Genomic DNA, 25,003 nt, shown 5'->3' on the forward strand with positions numbered 1-25,003 from the left:
TCAGAGGCTCCCGAGCCGATCGAGGAACAGGCAGGCGGCCAGCAGGTCGGCTGCGCCACCGGGTGAGGCGTTGAGGGCGAGCAGGCGTTGATCCAGCGTGCGCAAGGCACGGCGCCCGGCCAGGCTGGCGCTGCCCCCTGCGTCGAGGACCGCGCGTGCGCCGTGTTGCATGACCTGCACGCCTGCGGGACCGGCCCGCCAGAGCACACAGGTGTCGTTCAGGCAGGTCATGATCGCCAGCAAGGCATCCAACCGGGCGTTCTGCTCCCCTGCGCCCTGGGCGCGACTGCGCTGCAGTTGCGGCAGGCCATGCTGAATGACCGTCGGAAAGCCCAGCGCCGCTTCCTGGCGTGCCCCGCCGGCGCCATAGCGTTGCCGGACCTGCTGGCCATGGCTGGCCGCGGTACGCGGAGCAAAACGGTCGTCGAGCACTGCGATACGACCTGCACGGGCAGCCAGGGCTGCAGCGCCTTCCGCCGCAGGGCCCAATGCGCGAGCCGCCAGCAGCAGGCCCAGCGCCCAGATCGCGCCCCGGTGGGTGTTGACGCCACCGGTGGTGGCCAGCATCGCCGCTTCGCCGTCGCGACCGAGGCGGCCCAGGGCTTCGCGCAGCGGCACGCCGACTTCGCCGAGGTCGGCTGCCGCCTCGGCCATGGCGTTGAAACAGGACCACAGGGCCAGGGCCGAAGCGTGCATCAGCCCCAGGTGCAAGTCATGATGGGCGCCTTGGCCGCGCCGGTCGACCAAGGCTGGCTTGGGCGACAGGTCGACCTCGTCGAGCAGCGCCTCCACGGCCAGGTCGGCCAACGCGTGGGACAGCGAAGGCGCCTGTTCGGATCGTCTGGACAGGTTCATCACCAGCTCCTGAAGCGTGCGGGTGGGGTGTACAGGCCGCCGGACCATTCCACCAGCTCGGCGATGCTCTTGGCCGCCAGCAGCTCGCGGGTCGCCTGGGTGCGGTGGATGCCCAGGTCCTCGGGCAAAGCGATCAGGCCCTCGCGGCGCAGCCGCTGGGTCTCGCGCGGGTCATGGCGCAGCCCGATGGCGGTGACGCCCGCGACGGCGGCGATCATCGCCTGGCGCTCTTCGAGGGTGCGGGCCTTGTACAGGTAGGCGATGCCCTCTTCGGTCAGCAAGTGCGTGACGTCGTCGCCGTAGATCATCACCGGCGCCAGCGGCATGCCGGTCTTGCGCGCCACCTCGACTGCGTCCAGGGTCTCGACGAAGGTGGGCTTGCCGCCTTCCTGGAAGGTCTCGACCATCTGCACCACCAGCTTGCGGCCGCGTTCGAGCAGGGTCACCGGCTCGGTCATGTCCAGCCAGGCCGGGGTGGCATGGCGGCGACCACGGGGGTCATGGCCCATGTTCGGCGCCCCGCCGAAACCGGCCAGGCGGCCGCGGGTGACGGTGGAGGAATGCCCGTCGCCATCGACCTGCAAGGTCGCCCCGATGAACAAATCGACCGCGTACTGCCCGGCCAGCTGGCACATCATGCGGTTCGAGCGCATGGAGCCGTCGCGGCCGGTGAAGAACACGTCCGGGCGCTGGGCGATGTAGTCTTCCATGCCCAGCTCGGTGCCGAAGCAATGCACGCTCTGCACCCAGCCGGTCTCGATGGCCGGGATCAGCGTCGGGTGCGGGTTGAGCGTCCAGTGGCGGCAGATCTTGCCCTTCAGGCCGAGGGACTCGCCGTAGGTGGGCAGGATCAGCTCGATGGCGGCCGTGTTGAAGCCGATGCCGTGGTTGAGCGATTGCACGTTGTGCCGCTCGTAGATCCCACGGATCGCCATCATCGCCATGAGCACGTGGACCGGCTTGATGTGCCGGGGGTCGCGGGTGAACAGCGGCTCGATGTAGAACGGCCGGTCGGCCACCACCACGAAGTCGACCCAGGACGCCGGGATGTCGACCCGTGGCAGGTCCTCGACCTCGTCGACCAGCTGGTTGACCTGGACGATCACGATGCCGTCGCTGAACGCGGTGGGCTCGACCAGCGCGGGGGTGTCCTCGGTGCTGGGGCCGGTATAGATATTGCCATGACGGTCGGCCATGAAGCCGGCCACCAGCGCCACGTTGGGGATCAGGTCGACCAGCAGCCGCGAATACAGCTCGATGTAGGTGTGGATGGCGCCGACTTCCAGCAGCCCGTCTTCGAGCAACTGGCCGATGCGCAGGCTCTGGGGCCCGGCGAAGGAGAAGTCGAGCTTGCGCGCGATGCCCTGCTCGAACAGGTCCAGGTGCTCGGCACGGCTGACGCTGGGCAGGATCATGTGCAGGTCATGCAGCCGGGCCGGATCGGCCTTGGCCAGCGACCGCGAGAGAAAGTCGGCCTGCTTCTGGTTATTGCCCTCGAGCACCACCCGGTCGCCAGGGGCGATCAAGGCTTCCAGCGCCTCGACGATACGCTCGCTGGGAATCACCACACCCTCGGCCAGGTGCCGGGCCTGATCGAGGCGCCGCTGCTTCTCGGCACGGCGTCGGGACCACTGGGGTGGAGGGGCAGGTCTTGTCGTCATGGGGTGACTCCACGGAGGCGTTGTCGTGGAGTGACGGTACTGGGGCGCGTGGGTGGGTATCAATCAACCTGCGGCGCTAATCGTTACCTTCAGAGTAACTATTCCGAACATTCTGCATTGCGTTCGGACGCGGCATGATCACGGATGGAGACGAGCGCTTTCGTCATCTGCGTTGATCCGTTTCCTGTTCGTAATGCATAACGCTGTTACGAACTTGACCTTTCGCCACTGCACCCTCGCTGTACACTACCCACGCTGAAGGAGAACCTATGATCGACCTCATCAAAGCGTTACGTTCGAGCAACAAGCGTGATTTTGCAACCAAGGTCCTGGACCGCTATAGCTCGAAACAAGCCGTGGGCAGCTTCGCACGGGAATTGTTTCGTACCGAAGATGCGAACTCCATCAACGAGCGCTTCGCCAAAGCCAAGCGCAACGTCTTGCCGTAGTGAATGGCCAAGGGCAAAGTCAGGGTCTGCCCCATACCCTTGGTCAGCCTGAGACCCGACAAGAAACTCACTACAACGTTGTCTATCAACACTTGGTCGCCAATGATACCGACATAGTGGGTCAACTCGCTTATTGTCTCTATAAGCAAAGCAAGCAGAAATACCTTCGTGAATTTCAAAGACTGAATGGCAGACGACCCACTGACGCTGAGTTGCGTATCCATGTGAACTGCGCTGAACTGCCAGCCCTTGATGATTACCGGGACAAGGCAACCCAGGTCATGGCAGAGGTATTGGCTCAAGCGGCCCAGGAAAAACAGGACACGCTCGAAAAACACTTCAAGAACCAGCTATGGGAATTCATCAACCGGCATCAGCCTGAAACCTTGGCCGAACGGGGTTGGCGAGGCTTCAAAGGATTATTGTTCGGAGGCGCAGGCGGCGTCGTTGGCAACCTGTTCACTACCCTTCTGGTCCTGCTTGTTTTGTTCGGCGCGGCCTCCAGCGCTACACAAGATGAGTTCACCAAGTGTGCCAAAGAAAACCTTGTATCGGGGCTGGCCAAAGTCATCGGTATAAGCGTCAGCATCGGCGGCAGCGACAAGCTACCCCTGTCCGAGGGCCCGACTGCAGATCGAACGGAGTGACAGACCGAGCAGTCCCCGCTTATGGCATCCACTTGCCTGCCAGGTGCAGAAAGCCGCCATGTCCTTTGTTCGCGCCTGAATCAGATGGCCTCGCGCGCCTTCGTCTCTGGCAGTGGCACCGACCGCACTCTTACCTCTTCCTGATGAATACGCATCGGCCGCAACTTCAACGACCCTCCACCCCGCCCATGCAGATGGGCCTGCATCTCCCCCAGAATGGCCATGGCCACGCTTTCCGGGGCATCACCGCCCAGGTCCAGGCCGATGGGGTAATGCAGCACCGGCAGTCCAGGCAGCGGCCGGGCGTCTTCCCGAATGTCGGCCAATAGCCGTTCGGTCCGATCCCGCGGTCCGAGCTGCCCGACGTAGCACGGCTCGGCGCGCAGGGCCAAGGCCAGCCAGTGGGCATCCTGGGTCAGGCTGTGGGACATGACGGCCACCAGCGCGCCCTGCAGGCGCGGCATCAGGTCGGCTTCCGTGTCCAGCGTCCTGACCAGCACCTCGTCCGCCTCGGGAAAGCGCTCGCGTCGGGCGAAATGACTGCGCGCGTCGATCACCGTCACGTGCCAGTCCAGCAGACGCGCCATGCGCACCAGCGGCTGGGCATCGTGACCGGCGCCGAACACCACCAGGCGCGGCATGGGCGTCAGGTATTCCAGAAACACCTCGGCCGCCCCGAAGCGCTCATCCAGCACCACGCCACGGGAGCGCTTGGCCAGGTACACCGCCTCGGCGGCTTCGCGGATCGGACGCTCGAGACGGGCATCGGACAACGGCGGCATCGGGTGCGCCGTGCTCAGCGTCAGTCGTTCGCCGACCGCCAGCGCAGAACGGCCAGGGTCGATCACCGTGGCCACCACCGTCGGGGTGCCTTCACGGTCGACCTCGGCCAGGGTGTCGACCAGGCTCGACGGCCCGTGGCCCGTGACGCGCTCGAACAGCACGTGCACGCGCCCATTGCACCCCAGGCCGAAGCCCAGCGCTTCCTCGCCCGCCTCGCCTTCCTCGGCGGTGCTGTAGCACTGCACCTGGGCGCCCTGCTCGGTCAGCCACCAGGCCTTGCGCGCGATCTCGCGCTCCAGGCAACCCCCGCTCACCGTGCCCTGGTGCGGCCCGATGCGCGGGATGAGCATGCGCGCACCCGGTCGCCGGTAAGCCGAGCCCTCGACCTTGACCACCGTGGCCAGGACGCAGTCTTCATGGGCGTGCCGGGCAGCCTGCACGGCGGCCAGCAGGGTTCTGGAGATCGGCATGGGAACGCTTCAGCCTTCGGTACGGCGCGGGTCGGCCGAACGCGGGTACGTGCGCTCTTCCTCGATGGTGCCGTTGACGTGGTGGATCTTCACCGAAGCCGTCTTGCCTTGCAGCACTTCGGCCAGGCGGCCGACCAGCTCGGCCTTGGTGTCAGCCTGGGCCAGCACGGCCTCCGAGCCGGACCGGCGCAGTGCCCAGCCTTGTCCGTGGGTGACGACGTGGTAGGTGTCCATGAGCAATCTCCTCGATTAGGGGGTACAGGGCTGTGACCGCACCGGTGGTGCGGTCGTTTCGTCGAATGTGCCTTGGCCGTCGGGCCTGCATGACGCGCCGCCTGGCAACCCGCGCGTGCTCCGGCCGCGTTTGACCGGTACACTGCCGGCCCTGACCGTGAGCCTGATTCTGATAACGACATGTCCCTTCCGAAGAACCACCTGGAACTGCTCAGCCCTGCCCGTGACGTGGCCATCGCTCGCGAAGCGATCCTGCACGGTGCCGATGCCATCTACATCGGCGGCCCGAGCTTCGGCGCCCGTCACAACGCCTGCAACGAGGTCGGCGATATCGCCGCGCTGGTCGAGTTCGCCCATCGCTACCATGCACGGGTGTTCACCACTATCAACACCATCCTGCACGACAACGAGCTGGAGCCGGCACGTCGGCTGATCCACCAGTTGTACGATGCCGGCGTCGATGCGCTGATCGTCCAGGACCTGGGGGTGATGGAGCTGGACATCCCGCCGATCGAGCTGCACGCCAGCACCCAGACCGACATCCGCACCCTGGAGCGCGCCCGCTTCCTCGACCAGGCCGGCTTCTCGCAGCTGGTGCTGGCCCGCGAGCTGAACCTGCAGGAGATCCGCACGATCGCCGACCAGACCGACGCGGCCATCGAGTTCTTCATCCACGGCGCGCTGTGCGTGGCGTTCTCCGGGCAGTGCAACATCTCCCACGCCCAGACCGGGCGCAGCGCCAACCGCGGCGACTGCTCCCAGGCTTGCCGCCTGCCCTACACCCTCAAGGACGACCAGGGCCGCGTGGTGGCCTTCGAGAAACACCTGCTGTCGATGAAGGACAACAACCAGAGCGCCAACCTGCGTGCCCTGGTCGAGGCCGGCGTGCGCTCGTTCAAGATCGAGGGGCGCTACAAGGACATGGGCTACGTGAAGAACATCACCGCCCACTACCGCCAGTTGCTCGACCAGGTGCTCGAAGACCGCCCGGACCTGGCGCGCGCCTCCAGCGGCCGCACCGAGCACTTCTTCGTGCCGGACCCGGACAAGACCTTCCACCGGGGCAGCACCGACTACTTCGTCAGCGAGCGCAAGATCGACATCGGCGCCTTCGACTCGCCGACCTTCACCGGCTTGCCGGTCGGCACCGTGGAGAGCGTCGGCAAGCGTGACCTGCAGGTCGTCACCGACGTGCCGCTGTCCAACGGCGATGGCCTCAACGTGCTGGTCAAGCGCGAGGTGGTGGGCTTTCGCGCCAACATCTGCGAAGCCCGTGGCCAGTTCGAGGAGGACGGCCAGACGCGCTACCGCTACCGCGTCGAGCCCAACGAGATGCCCGCCGGCCTGCAGCGCCTGCGTCCGCACCACCCGCTGAGCCGCAACCTCGACCACAACTGGCAGCAGGCCCTGCAGCGCACCTCGGCCGAGCGCCGCGTGGGGCTGGCCTGGCAGGCGCGTCTGGATGAGCAACGCCTCGAACTGATCGCCACCAGCGAGGAAGGCATCCGTGTCAGCGTCGCCCTGGACGGACCGTTCGGCGCGGCCAACAAGCCGGGCCAGGCGCTCGACCAGCTGCGCGACCTGCTCGGTCAGCTGGGCACCACCCAGTACCACGCCACGGCCGTCGACCTGCACGCGCCGCAGGCCTACTTCGTGCCCAACTCGCAGCTCAAGGCCCTGCGCCGTGAAGCCATCGAGGCCCTGACCGCCGCGCGTGTGGCCGCCCACCCGCGCGGCGGCCGCAAGGCCGAGACCACGCCACCGCCGGTCTACCCTGAGTCGCACCTGTCGTTCCTGGCCAACGTCTACAACCAGAGAGCCCGGGACTTCTACCACCGCCATGGCGTCAAGCTGATCGACGCTGCCTACGAGGCGCATGAAGAGCATGGCGAGGTGCCGGTGATGATCACCAAGCACTGCCTGCGGTTCTCTTTCAACCTGTGCCCCAAGCAGGCCAAGGGCGTCACCGGCGTGCGCACCAAGGTCGCGCCGATGCAGCTGATCCAGGGCGACGAGGTGCTGACGCTGAAGTTCGACTGCAAGCCGTGCGAGATGCACATCATCGGCAAGATGAAGTCGCACATCATCGACCTGCCTACGCCGGGCAGCGCGGTGGCCCAAGTGGTCGGCCACATCAGCCCCGACGACCTGCTCAAGACCATCCGCCGCCCCACCACGGGCGCCTAGGCCCGCCAGGCGGTCATCAGAGGCCCCGTCGGCCCCATGACGGGGTCGGCGACCGGCAGCGGCACCTGGGCGATGCGCGCCCGGTGCCGGCCGACCTCGCCACTGCCCGCCCTCAGTGTGCTGAACGTTTCCTGCCCTTGGGGATAGGCCCCCACCACTTCGAACCCCTCTCGGCTGTCCAGGCAGCGATGGCCCGTGCCGGCCGGCAGGATCAGCACGTCGCCTGCGTTCAGCGTCAGGGTCTGGCCCTGCTCACCGCCGATCAGCACCGTCGCTGACCCACGCAGCACACCCAGCGCCTCGTGGGCATCGGGATGGAAATGCTGATACGGGAAAATGCCGGCGCGCCACAGCGGCGTCCACCCATGCGTGGCGAACAGGGCTTCGAAGGCCTCGCCCAGGTCGGTGCCTGCCGGCCAGGGTACGGTGTAGGCCAGGACGGGCAAAGGGCTGTTCGGGATCGCGTCCTCGGCGTGAAAATGCCATTGGCGCGGTGCGGGCACTGCAGCCTCAGGGGGCAATGAATGGGGCATGGGGTCGTCTCCAGGTCGAAGGGTGCTCAAGCGTGGGCACTGCTTTGCGCCGGGCGTTCCCTGCCGGTCGTCAGGCCAGTGCACCGCTGCCTGGTTTGCTACGGTCGACATCAGCATGGCCCTGTCGTCGATCTGCCTTGGAGGCTCACCCATGACCCTGCACGCCGTGACCCTGCTCGATGCCCTGTCCGACCCTGCCTTGACCCGCGTCCAGGTGGGCGACGAGGAATGTGTGCTGGTGCGTCGGGGTGATTCGGTCAAGGCCTTCGAAGCCAATTGCCCCCACGCCGGTGCGCCACTCGAAGAGGGGGCAATGTGCGACGGCGTGCTGGTGTGCCCCTGGCACAAGGCGGTATTCCACCTGGACAGTGGTGCCGTCGAGCAGCCGCCTGCCTTGCGCGGCCTGAAGCGCTACCCCGTACAGGTGAAGGACGGCATGGTCTGGGTCGAGGATCAACCCTTGCCCACCCCCTCGTCACCGGCACGGGCCAGAGGGCGTTGCTTTGTGGTGATCGGGGCAGGCGCAGCGGGCGCGGCGGCGGTGGCCACGTTGCGCACCGAAGGCTTCGCCGGACGGCTGATGTGGATCGACCCCGACGCCGCGCCGGCCTACGATCGCACGGCGTTGAGCAAGTTCGTCATCGCCGGGGAGATGAGCCCGGACGAGGTGCCGCCCTTGCTGGAGCGAGCCTTCTATCGTGCGGCCGATGTGGAGCGCGTACGCGGCAAGGTCAAGTCGATCGACGTGAACGGTCGGCAGTTGCTATTGGCCGAGGGCCGGACCCTCGACTACGACGAGGCGCTGCTGGCGACCGGCAGCGTGCCGGTGCGTCCTGCGCTGCCAGGGGCAGACCTGCCTGGCGTCCTGCTGCTGCGTTCGCGCGAGGACGCCGAACGGGTGCTCGATCAGGTCGAGCCAGGTCAGCCGGTGGTGGTGATCGGCGACAGCTTCATCGGCCTGGAGGCTGCCTCGGCCCTGCGCCGCTACGGCGCCGACGTGCACGTGGTCACGCGCCATGAAGTGCCCCTGGCACGCCAGCTCGGTGAGCGCTTGGGTCGCGCCGTACGTGCACTGCATATCAGGCATGGTACGGTCTTTCATGGGCCGACGGAGCCGGTGCGCTTCGAAGGCGGCGAACGGCTCGAAGCGGTGATGCTGGCCGACGGTACGCGCCTGGAGACTTCGGTGGCGCTGTTGGGCACCGGGGTGAAACCGGCCAGCGGCCTGCTCTCGGCACTGCGCGATGGGGACGGTTGCCTGCCCGTGGACGCCGGCATGCGCCTGGCCGAGGGCGTGTGGGCAGCGGGCGATCTGGTGAGCTTTCCTCTAGGCGGTGAGCGGACGCACATCGAGCACTGGCGCGTCGCCCAGCAGCACGGCGTGATCGCCGCCGCCAACATGCTCGGGCAGGACCGGCGCTACGTGGACGTGCCGTTCTTCTGGACCTATCAGCATGGCAAGACGCTCGAAGTGCTGGGGCATGCGCGTCGATGGGACCACATCGAGCATGTCGGTGACCCCGAGGGGCTGGACTTCGTGGCCGTGCTCTGCGCGGGTGACCAGGTCGAAGCGGTGGTGGCGTGCGAACGACAGGGGTTGATGGCTGCCTTGGCGCGTCGGCTGCGCAGGCCGCTGTCGTGCCAACAGGCGTTGGCTTTCATCCAGGCAGGGGGCGGCTGAGGCTGCGCACCGTACCCCAAGGCGACCTGCTAGGCTGTGCAGGCAGGGTCGCATCGCGCGCCCGAGCGTCGTGGGCCCGCGCCCATCGCAGCCTGGACCACCCTGGAGGCTTCATGTCCCTTGTCATCCGCCGTGCCGTACCTGCCGATGCTCCGACCATCAGCGACGTCGTGATCCGTGCCTTGCACGCCCTCGATACGCCGGACTACCCTCCGCCCGCGATCGAACAGCTGGCCCGACGCTTCACGCCCGAGGCAGTCGGCGACATGCTGCAGCAGCGCTGGATGCTGGTGGCCACGCGGGGGGATCAGGTGGTAGGAACGGCGAGTCTGGATGCTGAAGGGTTCGTCAGGACCGTGTTCATCCAGCCCGACTGCCAAGGGCTGGGCATCGGCACACGGCTGCTCGACGCCCTTCATGTGCATGCCGTCGAGGCCGGCGCCGCCTATCTGCGCGTGCGCTCGTCGACCACGGCCGTGGGCTTTTACGAACGCCTGGGCTACACGAGGGCAGCAGAGACGCCCGACGGGCCTGGCCACACGGTGGTCATGACGCGAGCGCTCTAGGCTTGCCTCAGTACCGGGGACCTGCCAGGCCTCTGGTCCAGGCAAGCATGCAGGGGCATCGATGCGGCCCATCGCTCATCGACCGATGCCCCACTTCGATGGCTCACGGTGAAATCGGGTCGCTCGCCGGGAAGGTCTCGTCGAGCGCATTGTCGACCTTCTCTTCGTCCGGCTGAACCGCCGCCGCGCAGTCGCAGTCGTTCATGCAACAGTGCTGGTTGTCCTTGTGGCCGTTGGCACAGGCTTCACAGCAATAGGCCTTGTCACCCTGGGTCACGGTGGTGGCGTCCACGGTGCACGAGCAGTGCGCGCAGGCACAGCGTTGTTCGCTCATGGTCAGTTCCTCTCAGTGTCGTCGGTGTCTACCACGTCATCGGTCCACGGCTTGCCGTCCAGCGGGTTGGAACGGGCCAGTTCGGCCTCGTCCAGGCCGAAGCCGCCGCCGATCTCTTCGACGTCCACGTGGGTCAACGTCTGGTCGGCCGGACGGCCGGAGCCCAGTTCGTCGGGGTCGCGTGCGCCGGTTTCGTCCAGCAGCGTGCCGGGGCTCATGTCGTCCAGGGTCACGCCGTCTTCCTGGACGGTATCGCTCAGGGCTTCGCCGCCGGTCATGCCACTTTCGGCCACGCGCTCGGCCGGGAACTCGTGGGCCACTTCACGGGGATCGCGCAGATCGCCTGCACGGCCTTCATGTTCATCGGAGTCGTTGAAGTCGAGTTCATGCACACTGCCCATCCGGTCCTCGATGGTGTCAATTTCACTCGGCGTCCAGGTCGTGGAATCGTCTGCCTTGGCCATGTCGGCTCTCCATCAAGTAGGTTCATGACAATCGACCCCCTGCCCTGGCCAATGATTCAGACTTTTTGTCGGTCGCCGCCACTGGCCGTTCTAGGGAACTCTGGCCCCGGCCTGTGCCTCCCAGAAACAGGACAGGCAAACCGCACGGGGATGCGATCATGGCCAAGCCTTTGCAGGAATATCAGCGCAAGCGTGACTTCGCCGCCACGCCAGAACCATCCGGCGATACCCAGGACGACGCGACGGACCATGCCTTGCAGTTCTGCATCCAGAAACACGATGCCAGCCACCTGCACTATGACTTCCGCCTGGAACTCGACGGCACGCTCAAGAGCTGGGCCATACCCAAGGGGCCGTCGCTGGACCCGTCGGTCAAGCGCCTGGCCGTGCACGTCGAGGATCACCCACTCGACTACGCCGCCTTCGAAGGCCACATCCCCGAGGGCCATTACGGCGCGGGCGACGTGATCGTCTGGGACCGGGGCACTTGGGAGCCGGAAGGCGACCCTCAGGCGGCCTACGCCAAGGGCAAGCTGCGCTTTCGGCTGAATGGCGAGAAGCTGTCCGGGACCTGGAACCTGTTCCGCACCCGCCTGGCGGGCAAGAAAGAACAGTGGATGCTGGTCAAGTCCCATGACGACCAGGCGCGCAGCGAGTCGGACTACCGCATCGTCGAAGACCAGCCGGACAGCGTGATCAGCGACCGTACCCTGGGGCCCACGTCCAAGGCCACGCCGGCTTCTTCTTCCTCCCCGGCCAAGCGCTCGCTCAAGACCTCGAAAGCACGCCCGCGCCCGGCCACCGCCGGTGAGTCCGGGCTACCGGACAGGCTCGAACCGCAACTGGCCACGCTGGTGGACGCGCCGCCCGAAGGCGACTGGCGCTACGAGGTGAAGTTCGACGGCTACCGCATTCTGGCGCGCATCGAAGGCGACGACGTTCGGCTGTCCACCCGCAGCGGCAACGACTGGAGCGCCAAGCTGCCGCACCAGGTCGAGGCATTGCGGGCGCTGGGGGTGGATTCGGCCTGGCTCGACGGCGAAGTGGTGGTCACCGATGCCGACGGCCATGCCGACTTCCAGGCACTGCAGAATGCCTTCGACACGGCGCGCAGCGACACCATCACCTACTACGTGTTCGACCTGCCGTTTCTCGGCGGCCAGGACCTGCGCCAGCATCCACTCAGTGCTCGGCGCGAGGCGTTGCAGGCCCTGCTCGCCGAGAGCGACAGCCCGTTGCTCAAGTACTCGCAGGACTTCGACGAGCCGGTCGATTCACTGCTCGAAAGCGCCTGCTCGCTGCAGCTCGAAGGCCTGATCGGCAAACGCGCCGACAGTCTCTACAGCGGCCAGCGCAGCCAGGACTGGATCAAGCTCAAGTGCAAGCAGCGTCAGGAGTTCGTGATCGTCGGCTACACCGATCCGAAAGGCAGCCGCAGCCGCTTTGGCGCACTGCTGCTGGGGCTGCATGACCCGGACAGCGATACCCTGCGCTATGCCGGCCGGGTCGGCACCGGGTTCACCGCCGAGACCCTCGACAGCCTTCATCAGCGCCTGACGCCTCTGCACACCGCGCGTACCTCTCTGGCCAACCCACCCACCGGCGCCCAGGCCCGTGGCGTGCACTGGCTGCGCCCGCAGCTGCTGGCCGAGGTCGCCTACGCGCAGATGACCCGCGATGGCCTGGTGCGCCATGCGGTGTTCCACGGCGTGCGCGATGACAAACCGGCCGAGGCCATCGACCTGGAACGCCCTTTGCCTTCGGCCGATGTCGCCCGGCCTGCTCCACGCACCACCTTGCGCCTGACGCACCCGGAGCGGGTGATCGACCCCAGTCATGGCCTGACCAAGCGCCAGGTGGCCGACTACTACGCCTCGGTGGCCGAGCGCATCCTGCCGCACCTGCAGGCCCGCCCCGTGGCGCTGGTCCGTGCTCCGGACGGGCTGGGCGGCGAGCTGTTCTTCCAGAAGAACGCCGGTCACTTGAAGATCCCGACGTTGCGCACCTACCCCAAGACCGAGGTCGGGCAGCCAGTGATGATCATCGACGGTCCCGAGGCCTTGCTCGGCGCCGTGCAGATGAACACCGTGGAGCTGCACACCTGGAATGCCACCGACAAGGCCTTCGACCGCCCGGACCGTTTCGTGCTCGACCTGGACCCCGACCCGGCCCTGCCGTGGAAGGCCATGGTCGAAGCCACCCAACTGACGCTGACACTGCTCGACGAGCTGGGGCTCCAGGCGTTCCTCAAGACCAGCGGCGGCAAAGGCATGCACGTGGTGGTGCCGTTGACCCGGCGGGCGGACTGGGACGAGGTGAAGGACTTCACCCACGCGTTGGTCGATCACCTGGCCGGGCTGTTCCCGGAGCGTCTGTCCGGGGTGGCCGGCCCGCAGAACCGGGTCGGGCGGATCTTCATCGACTACCTGCGCAATGGCCGTGGCGCGACCACGGTGTGCCCCTTCTCGCTGCGCGCCCGCGAAGGCCTGCCGGTGTCGGTGCCGATCGATCGTGAGGAACTCCCCACGCTCAAGGGTGCCAACCAGTGGCACCTGGGCAACATCGGTGAACGCCTGCGCCAGACGCAGGACCCGTGGGCGGCGTTCTGGAGCGTTCGCCAATCGATCACCGCGAAGATGCGCAAGACAATGGGAATGACCTGATGGAACGACTGATCGACCTGCTGCAATGGCCGGCCATGGCGCTGACGGTGCTGGCGGCCTGGTGCATCGGCTCACGCCGCCCCAACCGTCGCCGCGTGGGGTTCTGCTGCTTCATCGCCAGCAATCTGCTGTGGGTGGTCTGGGGCTGGCAGCTGCAAGCCTGGGCCCTGATCGTGCTGCAGTTCGTGCTCTGCGGCATGAACCTCAGGGGCTGGAAAAAGAACACACTGACACAGGCCACCTCATGAAGCCTACCCCTACGGCCCTGGCGCCGTTGCTTGCGTCCTTCGGCGAGCGCCTGCGCACGATGACCCCCGAGCCACGCCTAGCCGAACTGATGGGCCTGCTGCGCGATGCCGAGCTCGACCGTCTGCCCCTGCCTGGCCAGGGCCATACCTTGCAGCGCTGGCAGACCCTGGCGCAGGTGGCCGGGTGCGACCTGGCCCTGGCGAAACTCTACGAAGGCCATACCGATGCCCTGGCCATCCTTGCCGAGTGCGCGGGTGCGCACCTGGTGGAAGGTGAGCTGTGGGGTGTCTGGGCCGCCGAACCGCCGGATGCACGTGCCAAGATCACCGCTCAGCACGGTGATCAGGTCCGTCTTGGTGGACGCAAGGCCTGGTGTTCCGGCGCGCAGCAGATCGACCGTGCATTGATCACCGCCTGGGACCAGGACGACCAGCCACAGCTGGTAGCCATCGACCTCAAGGACCCGAGCCTGCGCCTGCACACCGAGGGCTGGCAGGCCGTGGGCATGGCCAGCACCGCCAGCGTCGACGTCCTGTTCGACGACACGTCCGGGATTGCCGTGGGCGGTCCGGGGCAATACCTCTCGCGACCGGGCTTCTGGCACGGCGGCGCGGGCATCGCGGCGTGCTGGTACGGGGCGGCCGAAGCCCTGGCAGAGTACTTGCGTGCCTATTGCCAGGCACGTCGTCACGACCCCCATGCCCTGGCCCACCTCGGCGCCGTGGACGCTGCCCTGTTCGGCGCGCGGGCCACGCTGCGCGACTGTGCGGCGTGGATCGACGCCCAGCCCGAAGCCGATGCCCAGCACCCGGTCTGCCGTACCAGGGCCCATGTCGAGCACGCCGTGACCCAGGTCATCGAACACGTCGGCCGCGCCTTGGGTGCCACGCCCTTCTGCCGCACGCCTCACTTCGCACGCTTGAGCGCGGACCTGCCGGTGTACCTGCGCCAGAGCCACGCCGAACGCGACCTGGCTGGCCTGGGTGAGCAGCTCATCGACACTTCAGAAAGGGCCTGGCGACTATGACCGAAAACCTGATCCAGGCCAGCCAGGGCAGACCCTGGTCTGACTGGAAACGCTCGGCCCACCTGGCGCGCGCCGGCTGGATCGAGCCTGAAACCCTGTGCGTGCCAGGTCGCCGCACCGTGATCGTCGCCCCGCACCCGGATGACGAGATCCTCATGGCCGGTGGCCTGATGGCGGGGTTCGAAGGCCGTGAACAGGACCTGATCCTGGTTTCCGCCACCGATGGCGAAGGCAGCCACCCAGGCTCCGAGCAATGGCCGCAATCAGTCCTGCGCCGCCAGCGCGTCCAGGAGAGTCGGCATGCCCTGCAGCGGCTCAAGCTCGACCTCAACGCCTTGACCTGGGAGCGCCTGAACCTGACCGACGGCGGCGTTGCCCATGACGAGGCCTACCTGGTCAGCCACCTCAGCCGGCTGCTCGCGCCGGGCGATCTGCTGATCACCACCTGGCGCGGCGATGGTCATTGCGACCATGAAGCCATTGGCCGCGCCTGCGCCCAGGTGGCAGCCGCCCGCCAGGCGACCCTGTGCGAGATTCCGGTCTGGGCCTGGCACTGGGCCGAGCCCGATGACCCCCGGCTGCCTTGGTCGCGTGCGCACCGCGTGCGCCTGAACCCCGAACGCCTGGCGCGCAAGCGCGAGGCCATCCACGCCCATCTCACGCAGCTGCAACCCGATGGCGACCGCCCTCCCGTGGTCCCGCCGCTGCTGCTGGACTGCCTTCTGCAACCTTTTGAACTGGTGTTCCTATGAGCCTCGACGCGCAATATTTCGCTGACCTGTACGCGGGTAACGACGACCCGTGGGCCTTTCGCACGCGCTGGTACGAGCGGCGCAAGCGTGACCTGGTGATGGCCAGCCTGCCTCGTCAATGCTACGAGCGCATCTTCGAGCCGGCCTGCGCCAACGGCGAGTTGAGCGCGCAGCTCGCCGAGCGTTGCGCCGCCCTGCTCTGCCAGGACCTGGACCCCAACGCGGTCGACCTGGCGCGCTCGCGGCTGGCCGGGTTCACCAATGCCAGCGTCGAACAGGGGCACCTGCCGGCGGATTGGCCAGGCGGCAGCTTCGACCTGATCGTGCTCAGCGAAGTGGGTTACTACCTCAACCCGACCGAATGGCTGCAGGTGATCGAGCAATCGGTGGCCAGCCTGACCTACGACGGGGGCCTGCTGGCCTGCCACTGGCGCCACCCGATCGCCGGTTGCCCGCAGGACGGTCGCGAGGTGCACGACCTGCTGGCCAAGCACCTGCCGCTGTACTCGGTGTTCCGTCACGAAGAAGCGGACTTCCTGCTCGAATACTGGTCCTGCCAGCCGAGCGTGGTCGACCTCGACGAGACCTGCTCATGATCGGCGTGGTGATCCCGGCGCACAACGAAGCCAGACGCCTGGGCCACTGCCTGCGCGCGCTGCGGCTGGCGATGCTGGACGTCGAGCAGGCCGGGCATCGGGTCGAGGTGGTGGTGGTGCTCGACCGCTGCAGCGATGGCAGCGAAGCGATCGCCCGGCGCCATGGCGTACTGACCTTGAAGGTGGATGCTGGCAACGTCGGCGTCGCCCGGCGTGCCGGCGCTGCGTTCATGCTCGAGCGTGGCGCCCGCTGGCTGGCCTGTACCGACGCCGACAGTCGCGTGCCTTCGCACTGGTTGTCCTGGCAGGTGCACTGCGCCGCCGATGCCGTGTGCGGAACCGTGCACATCGACCGCTGGCAGCCGTGGCAAGGGATGGCGTTGCGGGAGTTGTACAACAGCCGTTACCAGGCCATCGAAGGCCATCGGCACATCCATGGGGCCAACCTGGGCGTGTCGGCCGAGGCGTACCAGCGGGTCGGGGGCTTCCCGGCGCTGGCGGCGCACGAGGACGTGCACCTGGTCAAGGCACTTCAAGCGCATGGCGCTCAGATCGTCTGGACGGCCCGGCACAGCGTGGCCACCAGCAGTCGACGTGATTGCCGGGCGCGGGAAGGGTTCGGGGATTACCTGAGCGGGCTGGAGGCGGTGGTGCAGGCAGCGTCCTGAAATGATGCCGGGTGGGTTATTTACGGGCCCTGCGGGCCCAATCGCGGCACAGGGGCCGCTCCACCCGTAGCCCCATCGCGGTGTTGCAGGTCACCGTGGTCACCTGTGGGAGGCAGCGCCCTGAATGATGCCGAGTGGGTGATTTACGGGCCCTGCGGGCCCGATCGCGGCACAGGGGCTGCTTCTACACCCATAGCCGCACCACGGTGTTGCAGGCCGTCGCGGTCACCTGTGGCAGTCGACGTGATTGCCGGGCGCGGGAAGGGTTTGGAGATTACCTGAGCGGGCTGGAGGCGGTGGTGCAGGCAGCGTCCTGAAATGATGCCGAGTGGGTGATTTACGGGCCCTGCGGGCCCGATCGCGGCACAGGGGCCGCTCACCCGTAGCCCCACCGCAGGGTTGCAGGCTATCGCGGTCACCTGTGGGAGCGGCCCCTGTGCCGCGATCGGGCCCGCAGGGCCCGTAAAATCAGCTACATCAACCTGCCAGACAACCCAGACTTCATCAGCCAAGCCGGCCACTGGCCTCACCCCCGCATCTTGGCAAACATCGCCTGCACGTACCGCCCCAGGGTCTCGCTCCCTCCCAGGCTCCGCGCCAGGCAATCGTCGGCCCGTGCCAGGTGCTCCAGCAACCGCTCGCGCACCTCGGCCTCGCCACACAGCGCCACCAGGGTCGACTTGCCAGCATCCTTGCCAAGATCCTTGCCACTGGCCGGATCGCAGTCGCACAGGTCGTCGTGCAGCTGGAACGCCTGGCCCAGGTCCTGGGCGAACTGCCCGAGCAGCGCGCGGCACTGGGGCGAGGCATCGCTGATGATGCAGGCCATGTCGAGGATGGAGCTGAACAGTACGCCGGTCTTGAGCTGGTTGGTGGTGGCAATCTGCGCGGCGGTGCGCGCCTGGGTACCGTCGTGCAGGTCCTGGAACTGGCCCTGCACCAGCCCCTGACTGCCCACGGCCTCGGACAAGCGAGTCACCAGCTGGGTACGCGCCAGGGCCGGGATGTGCTCGATCGCCGCGATCACTGCAAAGGCCCGTGACAGCAGCGCGATCGCGGCCAGGATGGCCACGTCCTGGCCGAAGGTCAGGATGGCCACGTCCTGGCCGAAGGTCAGGTGCACGGTCGGGCGGCCACGGCGCATCAGTGCGTCGTCCATGCACGGCAGGTCGTCCAGCACCAGCGAGGCCGCATGCACCATCTCCACGGCGCAGCCCAGGTCCAGCGCGGCGTGCGCCGGGCCGCCCAGGCCTTCGGTGGCGAGCATCAGCAACAGCGGGCGCAAGCGCTTGCCTGGCGCCAGGGTGCCGTCACGCATGGCCAGCGCCACCAGGTCGCGCTCATTGCCCACCGTTGGCAGCAGGGCGTCGAGCCGGCGTTCCAACCCGTCACGCAGTTGCTGCAGGTGAATGTCGATCCCTGTGTCTATAGTTGCGGACAAGTGTGCGGCCATCGTTCCCTCTGTGCGTGTGATCGAGCCCGTGAAGGGCCAGGTGGTGAATGTACGGCGTCGAGATGGACCTGTCGCTCACGCCTTCAGCGTAGCTCAAGGTTTTTCGGCCTGTCGGGAACGTCTGCAATGCGGCGTTGCCTGAGCCTTGATGCGATTCAAAGCTGTACAGCCTGCCGATCTTGTACAACACCCATGTGCACTGACAACACGCCGTACCGATGATTCCTGGTTACTTGGAGCAAGCATGCGCGAACCCGACCTGACCCGTCGCAAGGATGAACACCTGGACATCGTGCTGGACCCTCGCCGTGCGACCGTCGCTGTCGACGCCGGCTGGTCGGCGATCCGTTTCGAACACTGCGCCCTGCCCGAGCTGGACCTGCGCCAGATCGACCTGCGCAGCCAGCTGCTGGGCATCGCGCTGGACGCGCCCCTGCTGATCAGCTCCATGACCGGCGGCGCGCGGCGCGCGACCCACATCAACCGCCACCTGGCCGAAGCCGCGCAAGAGCTGGGCATCGCCATGGGCGTGGGTTCGCAGCGGGTCAGCCTGACCTCGGTGCACGATCACGGCCTGACCCGTGAACTGCGCCGGCTGGCGCCGCGCATTCCGCTGTTGGGCAACCTGGGCGCGGCGCAGCTGCTCCAGCCCGATGGCCTGGACCTGGCGCAGCGCGCCGTGGACAGCCTGGAGGCCAATGGCCTGATCATCCACTTCAACCCCTTGCAGGAAGCCGTCCAGCCCGAGGGCGATCGCGACTGGCGTGGGGTGCTGGCACAGCTCGAGCGCCTGACCCAGGCGCTGCCGGTGCCGGTGATCGCCAAGGAGGTCGGCGCCGGGGTGTCGGCGGAGGTCGCGCGGCAGCTGGTGGACGCCGGGGTACAGGTGATCGACGTGGCCGGCGCGGGTGGCACCAGCTGGGCCGCCGTGGAAGCCGAGCGCGCCGTGTCGGCCAGTGACCGCGCCGTGGCCGACGCTTTCGCCGGCTGGGGCATCCCGGCGGCCGCCTGCGTGCGCCAGGTGCGTGAGGCCCTGCCCGACACGCCACTGATCGCGTCCGGCGGCATTGCCAATGGCCTGGACGCCGCCAAGGCGATCCGCCTGGGCGCCGACCTGGTCGGCCAGGCCGCCGGCGTGCTGGTCGCGGCCACGGCTTCCACCGAGGCGGTGGTCGAGCATTTCCGCATCATTCTCCAGCAACTGCGCATCGCCTGCTTCTGCACCGGCTCGGCCGACCTGGCCGCCTTGCGTCAGGCGCGCCTGCTGCCATGACCCACTTCGCCGTGGTGGCGCCTGCCTATGCCAGCCACTTCCAGGCGTTCGAGGTGCTGGCCGGCGCGCTGCTCGACCGGGGCCACCGCGTCACCTTCGTTCACCAGGTCGATGCCGCGCGCTGGTTGCAGGACCGGCGTATCGGCTTCCAGCCAATCGGTCTGGACAGTCATCCACCCGGCACCCTGGACGCCCAGTTGCGCCTGGCCGCCTCGCCGTCCACCCCATGGGCCCTGCACCGGTTGATCCGTCAGTTGGCCGACACCAGCCGGCTGTTCATCGAGCACCTGCCCGCCGCGTTCGCCGCCCTGCACATCGAGGCGGTGCTCTGCGACCAGATGGAAGGCGCCGGCGGCCTGGTGGCCGAGGCGCTGGGCCTGCCCTTCGTGTCCCTGGCCTGCGCCCTGCCGGTCAACCGCGAGGCCGGTCTGCCGCTGCCGGTGATGCCCTTCACCCCTGGCCAGGACCCCTACAGCCTGAAACGGTGCCACGCCAGCACCCGGGTCTACGACTGGCTGATGAAGCCGGTGGACACGGCGTTGCTGGAGGGCGCCCAGCGCCTGGGCGTGCCGCCGCGTCGTGGCCTGCACGCCTACCTGTCGCCCCGGCTGCAATTGAGCCAGACCCCGGCCACGCTGGACTTCCCGCGCCAGACCCTGCCGGCGCACTTTCACGCCGTCGGGCCCCTGCGCCGCGCCGCGCCCGATCGACCGGGCGCCTGGCCCATCGACCGGGACCGACCGCTGGTGTTCGCCAGCCTGGGCACGCTGCAAGGCGGTCGTCTGCGCCAGTTCCAGCGTATCGCCCGCGCCTGCCGCGCCCTGGACGTGCAGTTGCTGGTGGCCCACTGCGGGGGGCTCGACCCTGCGCAGGAGGCGACCTTGCAGCGCTGCGGCGCCACCTGGGTGACCGACTTCGCGCCGCAGCGCTGGATCCTCGAACAGGCCGATGCCGTGGTGACCCATGGCGGCCTGAACACCGTGCTGGACGCCATCGTCGCGCGTACGCCGATGCTGGTCATGCCGATCGCCTTCGACCAGCACGGCGTCGCTGCGCGGGTCGTGCATCACCGCCTGGGCCTGAGCCTGCCGCGCCGCGCCAGTGCCCGGCGTATCGCCGAGACCCTGCGCCAGGTGCTCGCGCTGCCGATCCAGGCCCATGCCCGGCAGGCCGAGGCCCTGGCCGCCAGTGGTGGCGCGGCACGCGCAGCGGACCTGATCGAGGCCGCCCTGGGCGTGCCTGCGTCCTCACCTTTGGAAACCGCCGATGACCTATGACCTGATTCTCGCCGGCACCGGCCTGGCCAATGGCCTGATCGCCTGGCGGCTGCGCCAGTGTCATCCCGAGCTGAACATCCTGTGCCTGGACCAGGCCGACGCACTGGGCGGCAGCCACACCTGGTCGTTCCACGCAACCGACCTGAGCGATCACCAGCAGCAGTGGATCGCACCCTTCGTGGCCCAGCGCTGGCCCAGCTACCGGGTGCACTTCCCGGCCTACAGCCGCACCTTGCACAGCGGCTACGCCAGCATCACCGGCGAGCGTTTCGCCCAGGTCCTGACCGACGCGCTGGGCGACACCCTGCAGTTGAATCAGCCGATTCATTCGCTGACCTCCACCGAAGTGCGCCTGGCCGATGGCCGGCACCTGCGCGCCAAGGTGGTCATCGATGGCCGCGGCGCGCCGAACAGCCCGCACCTGGCGCTGGGCCATCAGGCCTTTCTCGGCCAGCTGGTGCGCCTGGAGCGCCCCCACGGCTTGACCGCGCCGATCATCATGGACGCCCGTGTCGCCCAGCACGACGGCTACCGCTTCGTCTATGTGCTGCCGTTCTCGGCCGACACCGTGCTGATCGAGGACACCCACTACGTGGACCAGCACCGCGCCAGCGCCGAGCAGCTGCGCATGCACATCGCCAAGTATGCACACCATCAGGGCTGGACCATCGCCGAGTGCCTGCGTGAGGAACACGGCGTGCTGCCGATCACCCTGGCCGGCGACGTCGAGGCGTTCTGGGACGCCGCCGATGGGCAACCGTTGAGCGGTCTGCGCGCCGGGCTGTACCACAGCACCACCGGCTATTCGCTGCCCGACGCCGTGCGCCTGGCCGATTGGCTGATGGCCCAGCCGCTGGACGATGCCGCCGCGCTTGGTGCCGGACTGCGGGCCTATGCCCGCGAACACTGGCGCACCCAGGGCTTTTACCGTCTACTCAACCGCATGCTGTTCCTGGCCGGGCGGCCCGAGGCGCGCTGGCAGGTGATGCAGCGCTTCTACCACCTGCCCGACGGGCTGATCGAACGCTTCTACGCAGGCCGCAACACCTGGCGTGACCGCAGTCGGATTCTCATGGGCAAGCCACCGGTTCCGGTCGGTGAAGCCATCGTCGCCGCGTGGCGACATTCCCCAAGGCATTTCAAGGAGCATCGATGAACCCTGGCAAATCGGCAATCGTCATCGGCGCAGGTTTCGGCGGCCTGGCGTTGGCCATCCGCCTGCAGGCCGCCGGCGTACGGACCACGCTGCTGGAGCGCCGCGACAAGCCCGGTGGCCGGGCCTACGTGTACAAGGACGAAGGGTTCACCTTCGATGCCGGCCCGACCGTGATCACCGACCCAAGCGCCATCGAGGCGCTGTTCGAGGTGTCCGGCAAGCGCCTGGAGGACTACGTCGAGCTGTTGCCGGTCGATCCGTTCTACCGCCTGTGCTGGGAAGACGGCACGGTGTTCAACTACAACAACGACCAGGCCATCCTCGAGCGGCAGATCCAGGCGTTGGACCCGGCCGACGTGGACGGCTACCGGCGCTTTCTGGACTACTCGCGTGCGGTGTTCGACGAAGGCTACGTGAAGCTTGGCGCGGTGCCGTTCCTGTCCCTGCGCGACATGCTCCAGGCCGGCCCGCAGCTGATGCGCCTGCAGGCCTGGCGCAGCGTCTACGGCATGGTGTCGCGCTTCATCCGCAACGACAAGCTGCGTCAGGCGTTCTCGTTCCACGCGCTGCTGGTCGGCGGCAACCCGTTCGCCACCTCGTCGATCTACACCCTGATCCATGCCCTGGAGCGCCAATGGGGGGTATGGTTCCCCAAGGGCGGCACGGGCGCCCTGATCGACGGCATGGTGCGGCTGTTCCAGGACCTGGGCGGCGAGCTGGCCCTCAACGCCGACGTCGCCGCACTGGAAACCCAGGGCGATCGCCTGACCGGCGTGCGCACGCACGATGGCCGTCACTGGCAGGCCGATGCGGTGGCCTCCAACGCCGACGTGGTCCATACCTACCAGCAGTTGCTGGGCGAGCATCCGCGTGGCAAGACCGAAGGCCAACGCCTGCAGGGCAAGCGCTTCAGCAACTCGCTGTTCGTCATCCACTTCGGCCTGTCGCGCCCGCAACCGCAACTGGAGCACCACACGGTGTGCTTCGGCGCGCGCTACAAAGGCCTGATCGACACCATCTTCAACGGCCCGGACCTGGCCGACGACTTCTCCCTCTACCTGCATTCGCCGTGTGCCACCGACCCGAGCCTGGCACCGCCCGGCTGCTCGGCGCACTACGTGCTGGCCCCGGTGCCGCACCTGGGCAATGCCGAGGTCGACTGGACGGTGGAAGGCCCGGCCTACCGCGACCGCATCTTCGAGTACCTCGAGCGCCACTACATGCCAGGGCTGCGCCGCGACCTGGTGACCAGCCGCATCTTCACCCCGCTGGACTTTCGCGACACGCTCAACGCGCACCTGGGCTCGGCCTTCTCGCTGGAGCCGGTGCTGCAGCAGAGCGCCTGGTTCCGCCCGCACAACCGCGATGCCCGGGTCGAGAACCTCTACCTGGTGGGCGCCGGTACCCATCCGGGCGCTGGCGTGCCTGGGGTGATCGCTTCGGCCAAGGCCACTGCGGGGCTGATGATCGAGGACCTGCACCGATGACGCCAGACGACGACGCGCTGCTGATCCATGCCGAACGCAGCATCGCCGTCGGCTCCAAGAGCTTCGCGGCGGCGGCGCGGCTGTTCGCGCCCTCGACCCGGCGCAGTGCGGTGATGCTCTACGCCTGGTGCCGCCACTGCGACGACGTGATCGACGGCCAGGAGGCCGGGCACGATGCGCAACCGGTCGACCCGGCCGAGGCCGCGCGACGCCTGGTCCATCTGCGCGAGCAGACCCTGGCGGCCTACGACGAGGCGCCGATGCACGAACCGGCCTTCGCTGCGTTCCAGTACGTCGCCCGGCGCCACGGCATCCGCCGGCGCGAGGCGTTCGACCTGCTCGAAGGCTTCGCCATGGACGTGCAAGGCCAGGCCTACCTCACGTTCGACGACACCCTGCGCTACTGCTACCACGTCGCGGGTGTGGTCGGCCTGATGATGGCGCGGATCATGGGCGTGCGCGACGAGCGGGTGCTCGACCATGCCTGCGACCTGGGGCTGGGCATGCAGCTGACCAACATCGCGCGCGACATCGTCGAGGATGCCAAGGTCGGGCGGTGCTACCTGCCCCGCCAATGGCTGGAGGCCGCCGGCATCCCGCCCGAACGCCTGGCCGCGCCGGAACACCGCGCTGCGCTGGCGCAGTTGGCGGTCCGCCTGGTCGAGCAGGCCGAGCCTTACTACGCCAGCGCCCGCGATGGCATGGGCGCCCTGCCTTGGCGCTCGGCCTGGGCCGTGGCCACGGCAGCGCGGGTCTACCGGCGTATCGGGCTGAAGGTCAAGGCAGCGGGTGCCCAGGCCTGGGATGGACGGCTGAGCACCTCGAAGGCGGAAAAACTCGGGGCGTGTGCGGTCGGCCTGGGTCAGGCGCTCATTTCTCGGCTACGATCGGCGACGCCACGCAACCGTCGTCTATGGCAGCGTCCCGCGGTGAGCGACGCAACGGCCCCCCCTGCCGCGTCCGCAGCTCTGCCCGCAGGCGATCGATAGGCGGCGCGTAGAGGAAGCCGAAGGACACGCAGTTCTCGCGACCGTGCACGGCGTGGTGCATCAGGTGGGCCTGGTAGAGGCGCTTGAAGTAGCCACGCCGTGGCACATAGCGAAACGGCCAGCGACGGTGGACCAGACCGTCATGGGCGACGAAGTACAGCAGCCCATAGGCGGTCATCCCGGCACCGACCCACTCCAGCGGGTTCCAACCCGCGTTGCCCAAGGCAATCAGCACGATGGCCAGCCCGGCGAACACCACCGCGAACAGGTCGTTCTTCTCGAACCAGCCCTGACGTGGCTCATGGTGCGAGCGATGCCAGCCCCAGCCAGGGCCATGCATGAGGTACTTGTGGGCCAGGTAGGCGATGCCTTCCATGGCGGCCAGCGATACCAGAAAGGTCAAGGTATTGATCAGCATGAGGCCTCGATGGCGCGAACGGTTCAGGAATGGAGTACCCATCGGGGGCGACGGTTCCCTGTACGCCGATGGAAGTGAACAGCTTGACGTGTCTGTAGCCTAACGCAAGCAAGCCACTCATTCATTGATGG

General features: G+C 67.7%; 25 protein-coding genes. 16 read left to right on the forward strand and 9 right to left on the reverse strand.

Annotation, left to right across the window (positions count from 1 at the left end; all coding sequences use genetic code 11):
* On the reverse strand, positions 1–903 hold the full coding sequence (locus tag G7007_RS09555) for a triphosphoribosyl-dephospho-CoA synthase (RefSeq protein WP_375139486.1): 903 nt from the start codon (positions 901–903) through the stop codon (positions 1–3).
* A complete protein-coding gene (mdcA, locus tag G7007_RS09560; protein WP_181101184.1) occupies positions 855–2,516 on the reverse strand; it encodes a malonate decarboxylase subunit alpha in 1,662 nt (553 codons plus the stop codon). The genes G7007_RS09555 and mdcA overlap by 49 nt, the downstream gene beginning before the upstream one ends.
* 269 nt (positions 2,517–2,785) lie before the next feature.
* Here mdcA and G7007_RS09565 point away from each other — a divergent pair, with 269 nt between their 5' ends.
* On the forward strand, positions 2,786–2,965 hold the full coding sequence (locus tag G7007_RS09565; RefSeq protein ID WP_144936039.1) for a hypothetical protein: 180 nt from the start codon (positions 2,786–2,788) through the stop codon (positions 2,963–2,965).
* Complete coding sequence (locus G7007_RS09570) at positions 2,965–3,612, forward strand: hypothetical protein (protein WP_308852291.1); 648 nt, start codon at positions 2,965–2,967, stop codon at positions 3,610–3,612. Before G7007_RS09565 ends, G7007_RS09570 begins: the two co-directional genes overlap by 1 nt.
* Positions 3,613–3,692: 80 nt before the next feature.
* Here the strand turns inward: G7007_RS09570 and G7007_RS09575 are convergent, their stop codons facing one another.
* Positions 3,693–4,865: an XdhC family protein gene (locus tag G7007_RS09575; protein WP_181101186.1), complete on the reverse strand. Its 1,173-nt coding sequence runs from the start codon at positions 4,863–4,865 to the stop codon at positions 3,693–3,695.
* 9 nt (positions 4,866–4,874) lie between these two features.
* Positions 4,875–5,099: a DUF2188 domain-containing protein gene (locus G7007_RS09580; RefSeq protein WP_181101188.1), complete on the reverse strand. Its 225-nt coding sequence runs from the start codon at positions 5,097–5,099 to the stop codon at positions 4,875–4,877.
* A 180-nt stretch (positions 5,100–5,279) separates the two neighbouring features.
* Between G7007_RS09580 and G7007_RS09585 the strand changes: the two genes are divergently transcribed.
* On the forward strand, positions 5,280–7,286 hold the full coding sequence (locus G7007_RS09585; RefSeq protein ID WP_181101190.1) for a peptidase U32 family protein: 2,007 nt from the start codon (positions 5,280–5,282) through the stop codon (positions 7,284–7,286).
* On the opposite strand, the gene G7007_RS09590 is transcribed toward G7007_RS09585, so the two are convergent.
* Positions 7,283–7,819, reverse strand: coding sequence for a cupin domain-containing protein (locus G7007_RS09590; RefSeq protein ID WP_181101191.1), 537 nt, complete (start codon positions 7,817–7,819; stop codon positions 7,283–7,285). The genes G7007_RS09585 and G7007_RS09590 overlap by 4 nt on opposite strands.
* A 151-nt stretch (positions 7,820–7,970) precedes the next feature.
* Here G7007_RS09590 and G7007_RS09595 point away from each other — a divergent pair, with 151 nt between their 5' ends.
* Positions 7,971–9,500, forward strand: a complete 1,530-nt coding sequence (locus tag G7007_RS09595; protein WP_181101193.1) for an FAD-dependent oxidoreductase — start codon at positions 7,971–7,973, stop codon at positions 9,498–9,500.
* Positions 9,501–9,613: 113 nt separating this feature from the next.
* A complete protein-coding gene (locus G7007_RS09600) occupies positions 9,614–10,066 on the forward strand; it encodes a GNAT family N-acetyltransferase (protein ID WP_181101195.1) in 453 nt (150 codons plus the stop codon).
* Between the two features lie 103 nt (positions 10,067–10,169).
* On the opposite strand, the gene G7007_RS09605 is transcribed toward G7007_RS09600, so the two are convergent.
* Both G7007_RS09605 and G7007_RS09610 read right to left on the reverse strand, forming a co-directional pair.
* The gene (locus G7007_RS09605) at positions 10,170–10,400 is read right to left on the reverse strand and encodes a metallothionein (protein WP_181101197.1); all 231 of its coding nucleotides are present in this window, start codon (positions 10,398–10,400) and stop codon (positions 10,170–10,172) included.
* A 2-nt stretch (positions 10,401–10,402) separates the two neighbouring features.
* Positions 10,403–10,864, reverse strand: coding sequence for a phosphotransferase system, HPr-related protein (locus G7007_RS09610; RefSeq protein WP_181101199.1), 462 nt, complete (start codon positions 10,862–10,864; stop codon positions 10,403–10,405).
* A gap of 158 nt (positions 10,865–11,022) precedes the next feature.
* Between G7007_RS09610 and ligD the strand changes: the two genes are divergently transcribed.
* Genes ligD through G7007_RS09640 form a run of 6 tightly spaced genes read left to right on the forward strand, consistent with a single transcriptional unit; the run spans position 11,023 to position 16,819 of the window.
* On the forward strand, positions 11,023–13,527 hold the full coding sequence (ligD, locus tag G7007_RS09615; RefSeq protein ID WP_181101201.1) for a DNA ligase D: 2,505 nt from the start codon (positions 11,023–11,025) through the stop codon (positions 13,525–13,527).
* On the forward strand, positions 13,527–13,775 hold the full coding sequence (locus G7007_RS09620; RefSeq protein WP_144936063.1) for a hypothetical protein: 249 nt from the start codon (positions 13,527–13,529) through the stop codon (positions 13,773–13,775). The genes ligD and G7007_RS09620 overlap by 1 nt, the downstream gene beginning before the upstream one ends.
* Positions 13,772–14,803 carry an acyl-CoA dehydrogenase family protein gene (locus tag G7007_RS09625; protein ID WP_181101203.1) on the forward strand — a complete coding sequence of 344 codons (1,032 nt, stop codon included), beginning with the start codon at positions 13,772–13,774 and terminating at the stop codon, positions 14,801–14,803. Before G7007_RS09620 ends, G7007_RS09625 begins: the two co-directional genes overlap by 4 nt.
* Positions 14,800–15,555, forward strand: a complete 756-nt coding sequence (locus G7007_RS09630; protein WP_181101205.1) for a PIG-L deacetylase family protein — start codon at positions 14,800–14,802, stop codon at positions 15,553–15,555. Before G7007_RS09625 ends, G7007_RS09630 begins: the two co-directional genes overlap by 4 nt.
* Positions 15,552–16,151, forward strand: coding sequence for a class I SAM-dependent methyltransferase (locus G7007_RS09635; RefSeq protein ID WP_060393676.1), 600 nt, complete (start codon positions 15,552–15,554; stop codon positions 16,149–16,151). Before G7007_RS09630 ends, G7007_RS09635 begins: the two co-directional genes overlap by 4 nt.
* Positions 16,148–16,819 carry a glycosyltransferase gene (locus G7007_RS09640; protein ID WP_181101207.1) on the forward strand — a complete coding sequence of 224 codons (672 nt, stop codon included), beginning with the start codon at positions 16,148–16,150 and terminating at the stop codon, positions 16,817–16,819. Before G7007_RS09635 ends, G7007_RS09640 begins: the two co-directional genes overlap by 4 nt.
* 526 nt (positions 16,820–17,345) lie before the next feature.
* Here the strand turns inward: G7007_RS09640 and G7007_RS09645 are convergent.
* Positions 17,346–18,260: a polyprenyl synthetase family protein gene (locus G7007_RS09645; protein WP_258198528.1), complete on the reverse strand. Its 915-nt coding sequence runs from the start codon at positions 18,258–18,260 to the stop codon at positions 17,346–17,348.
* 256 nt (positions 18,261–18,516) lie between these two features.
* Between G7007_RS09645 and fni the strand changes: the two genes are divergently transcribed.
* The 5 genes from fni to crtB are packed head-to-tail and all read left to right on the forward strand — an operon-like array spanning position 18,517 to position 24,454.
* Positions 18,517–19,545 (forward strand): type 2 isopentenyl-diphosphate Delta-isomerase, encoded by a 1,029-nt coding sequence (gene fni, locus G7007_RS09650; RefSeq protein WP_181101210.1) that lies wholly within the window; start codon positions 18,517–18,519, stop codon positions 19,543–19,545.
* On the forward strand, positions 19,542–20,822 hold the full coding sequence (locus G7007_RS09655; protein WP_181101212.1) for a glycosyltransferase: 1,281 nt from the start codon (positions 19,542–19,544) through the stop codon (positions 20,820–20,822). The genes fni and G7007_RS09655 overlap by 4 nt, the downstream gene beginning before the upstream one ends.
* The gene (gene crtY, locus G7007_RS09660; protein WP_181101214.1) at positions 20,812–21,978 is read left to right on the forward strand and encodes a lycopene beta-cyclase CrtY; all 1,167 of its coding nucleotides are present in this window, start codon (positions 20,812–20,814) and stop codon (positions 21,976–21,978) included. The genes G7007_RS09655 and crtY overlap by 11 nt, the downstream gene beginning before the upstream one ends.
* Positions 21,975–23,465, forward strand: a complete 1,491-nt coding sequence (locus tag G7007_RS09665) for a phytoene desaturase (protein ID WP_181101216.1) — start codon at positions 21,975–21,977, stop codon at positions 23,463–23,465. Before crtY ends, G7007_RS09665 begins: the two co-directional genes overlap by 4 nt.
* Positions 23,462–24,454 carry a 15-cis-phytoene synthase CrtB gene (gene crtB, locus G7007_RS09670; protein WP_181101218.1) on the forward strand — a complete coding sequence of 331 codons (993 nt, stop codon included), beginning with the start codon at positions 23,462–23,464 and terminating at the stop codon, positions 24,452–24,454. Before G7007_RS09665 ends, crtB begins: the two co-directional genes overlap by 4 nt.
* Here the strand turns inward: crtB and G7007_RS09675 are convergent.
* Complete coding sequence (locus G7007_RS09675; protein WP_181101243.1) at positions 24,336–24,872, reverse strand: sterol desaturase family protein; 537 nt, start codon at positions 24,870–24,872, stop codon at positions 24,336–24,338. The genes crtB and G7007_RS09675 overlap by 119 nt on opposite strands.
* Positions 24,873–25,003 lie beyond the last annotated feature (131 nt).

Source organism: Pseudomonas entomophila (assembly GCF_013523125.1).
Classification (GTDB): domain Bacteria; phylum Pseudomonadota; class Gammaproteobacteria; order Pseudomonadales; family Pseudomonadaceae; genus Aquipseudomonas; species Aquipseudomonas entomophila_B.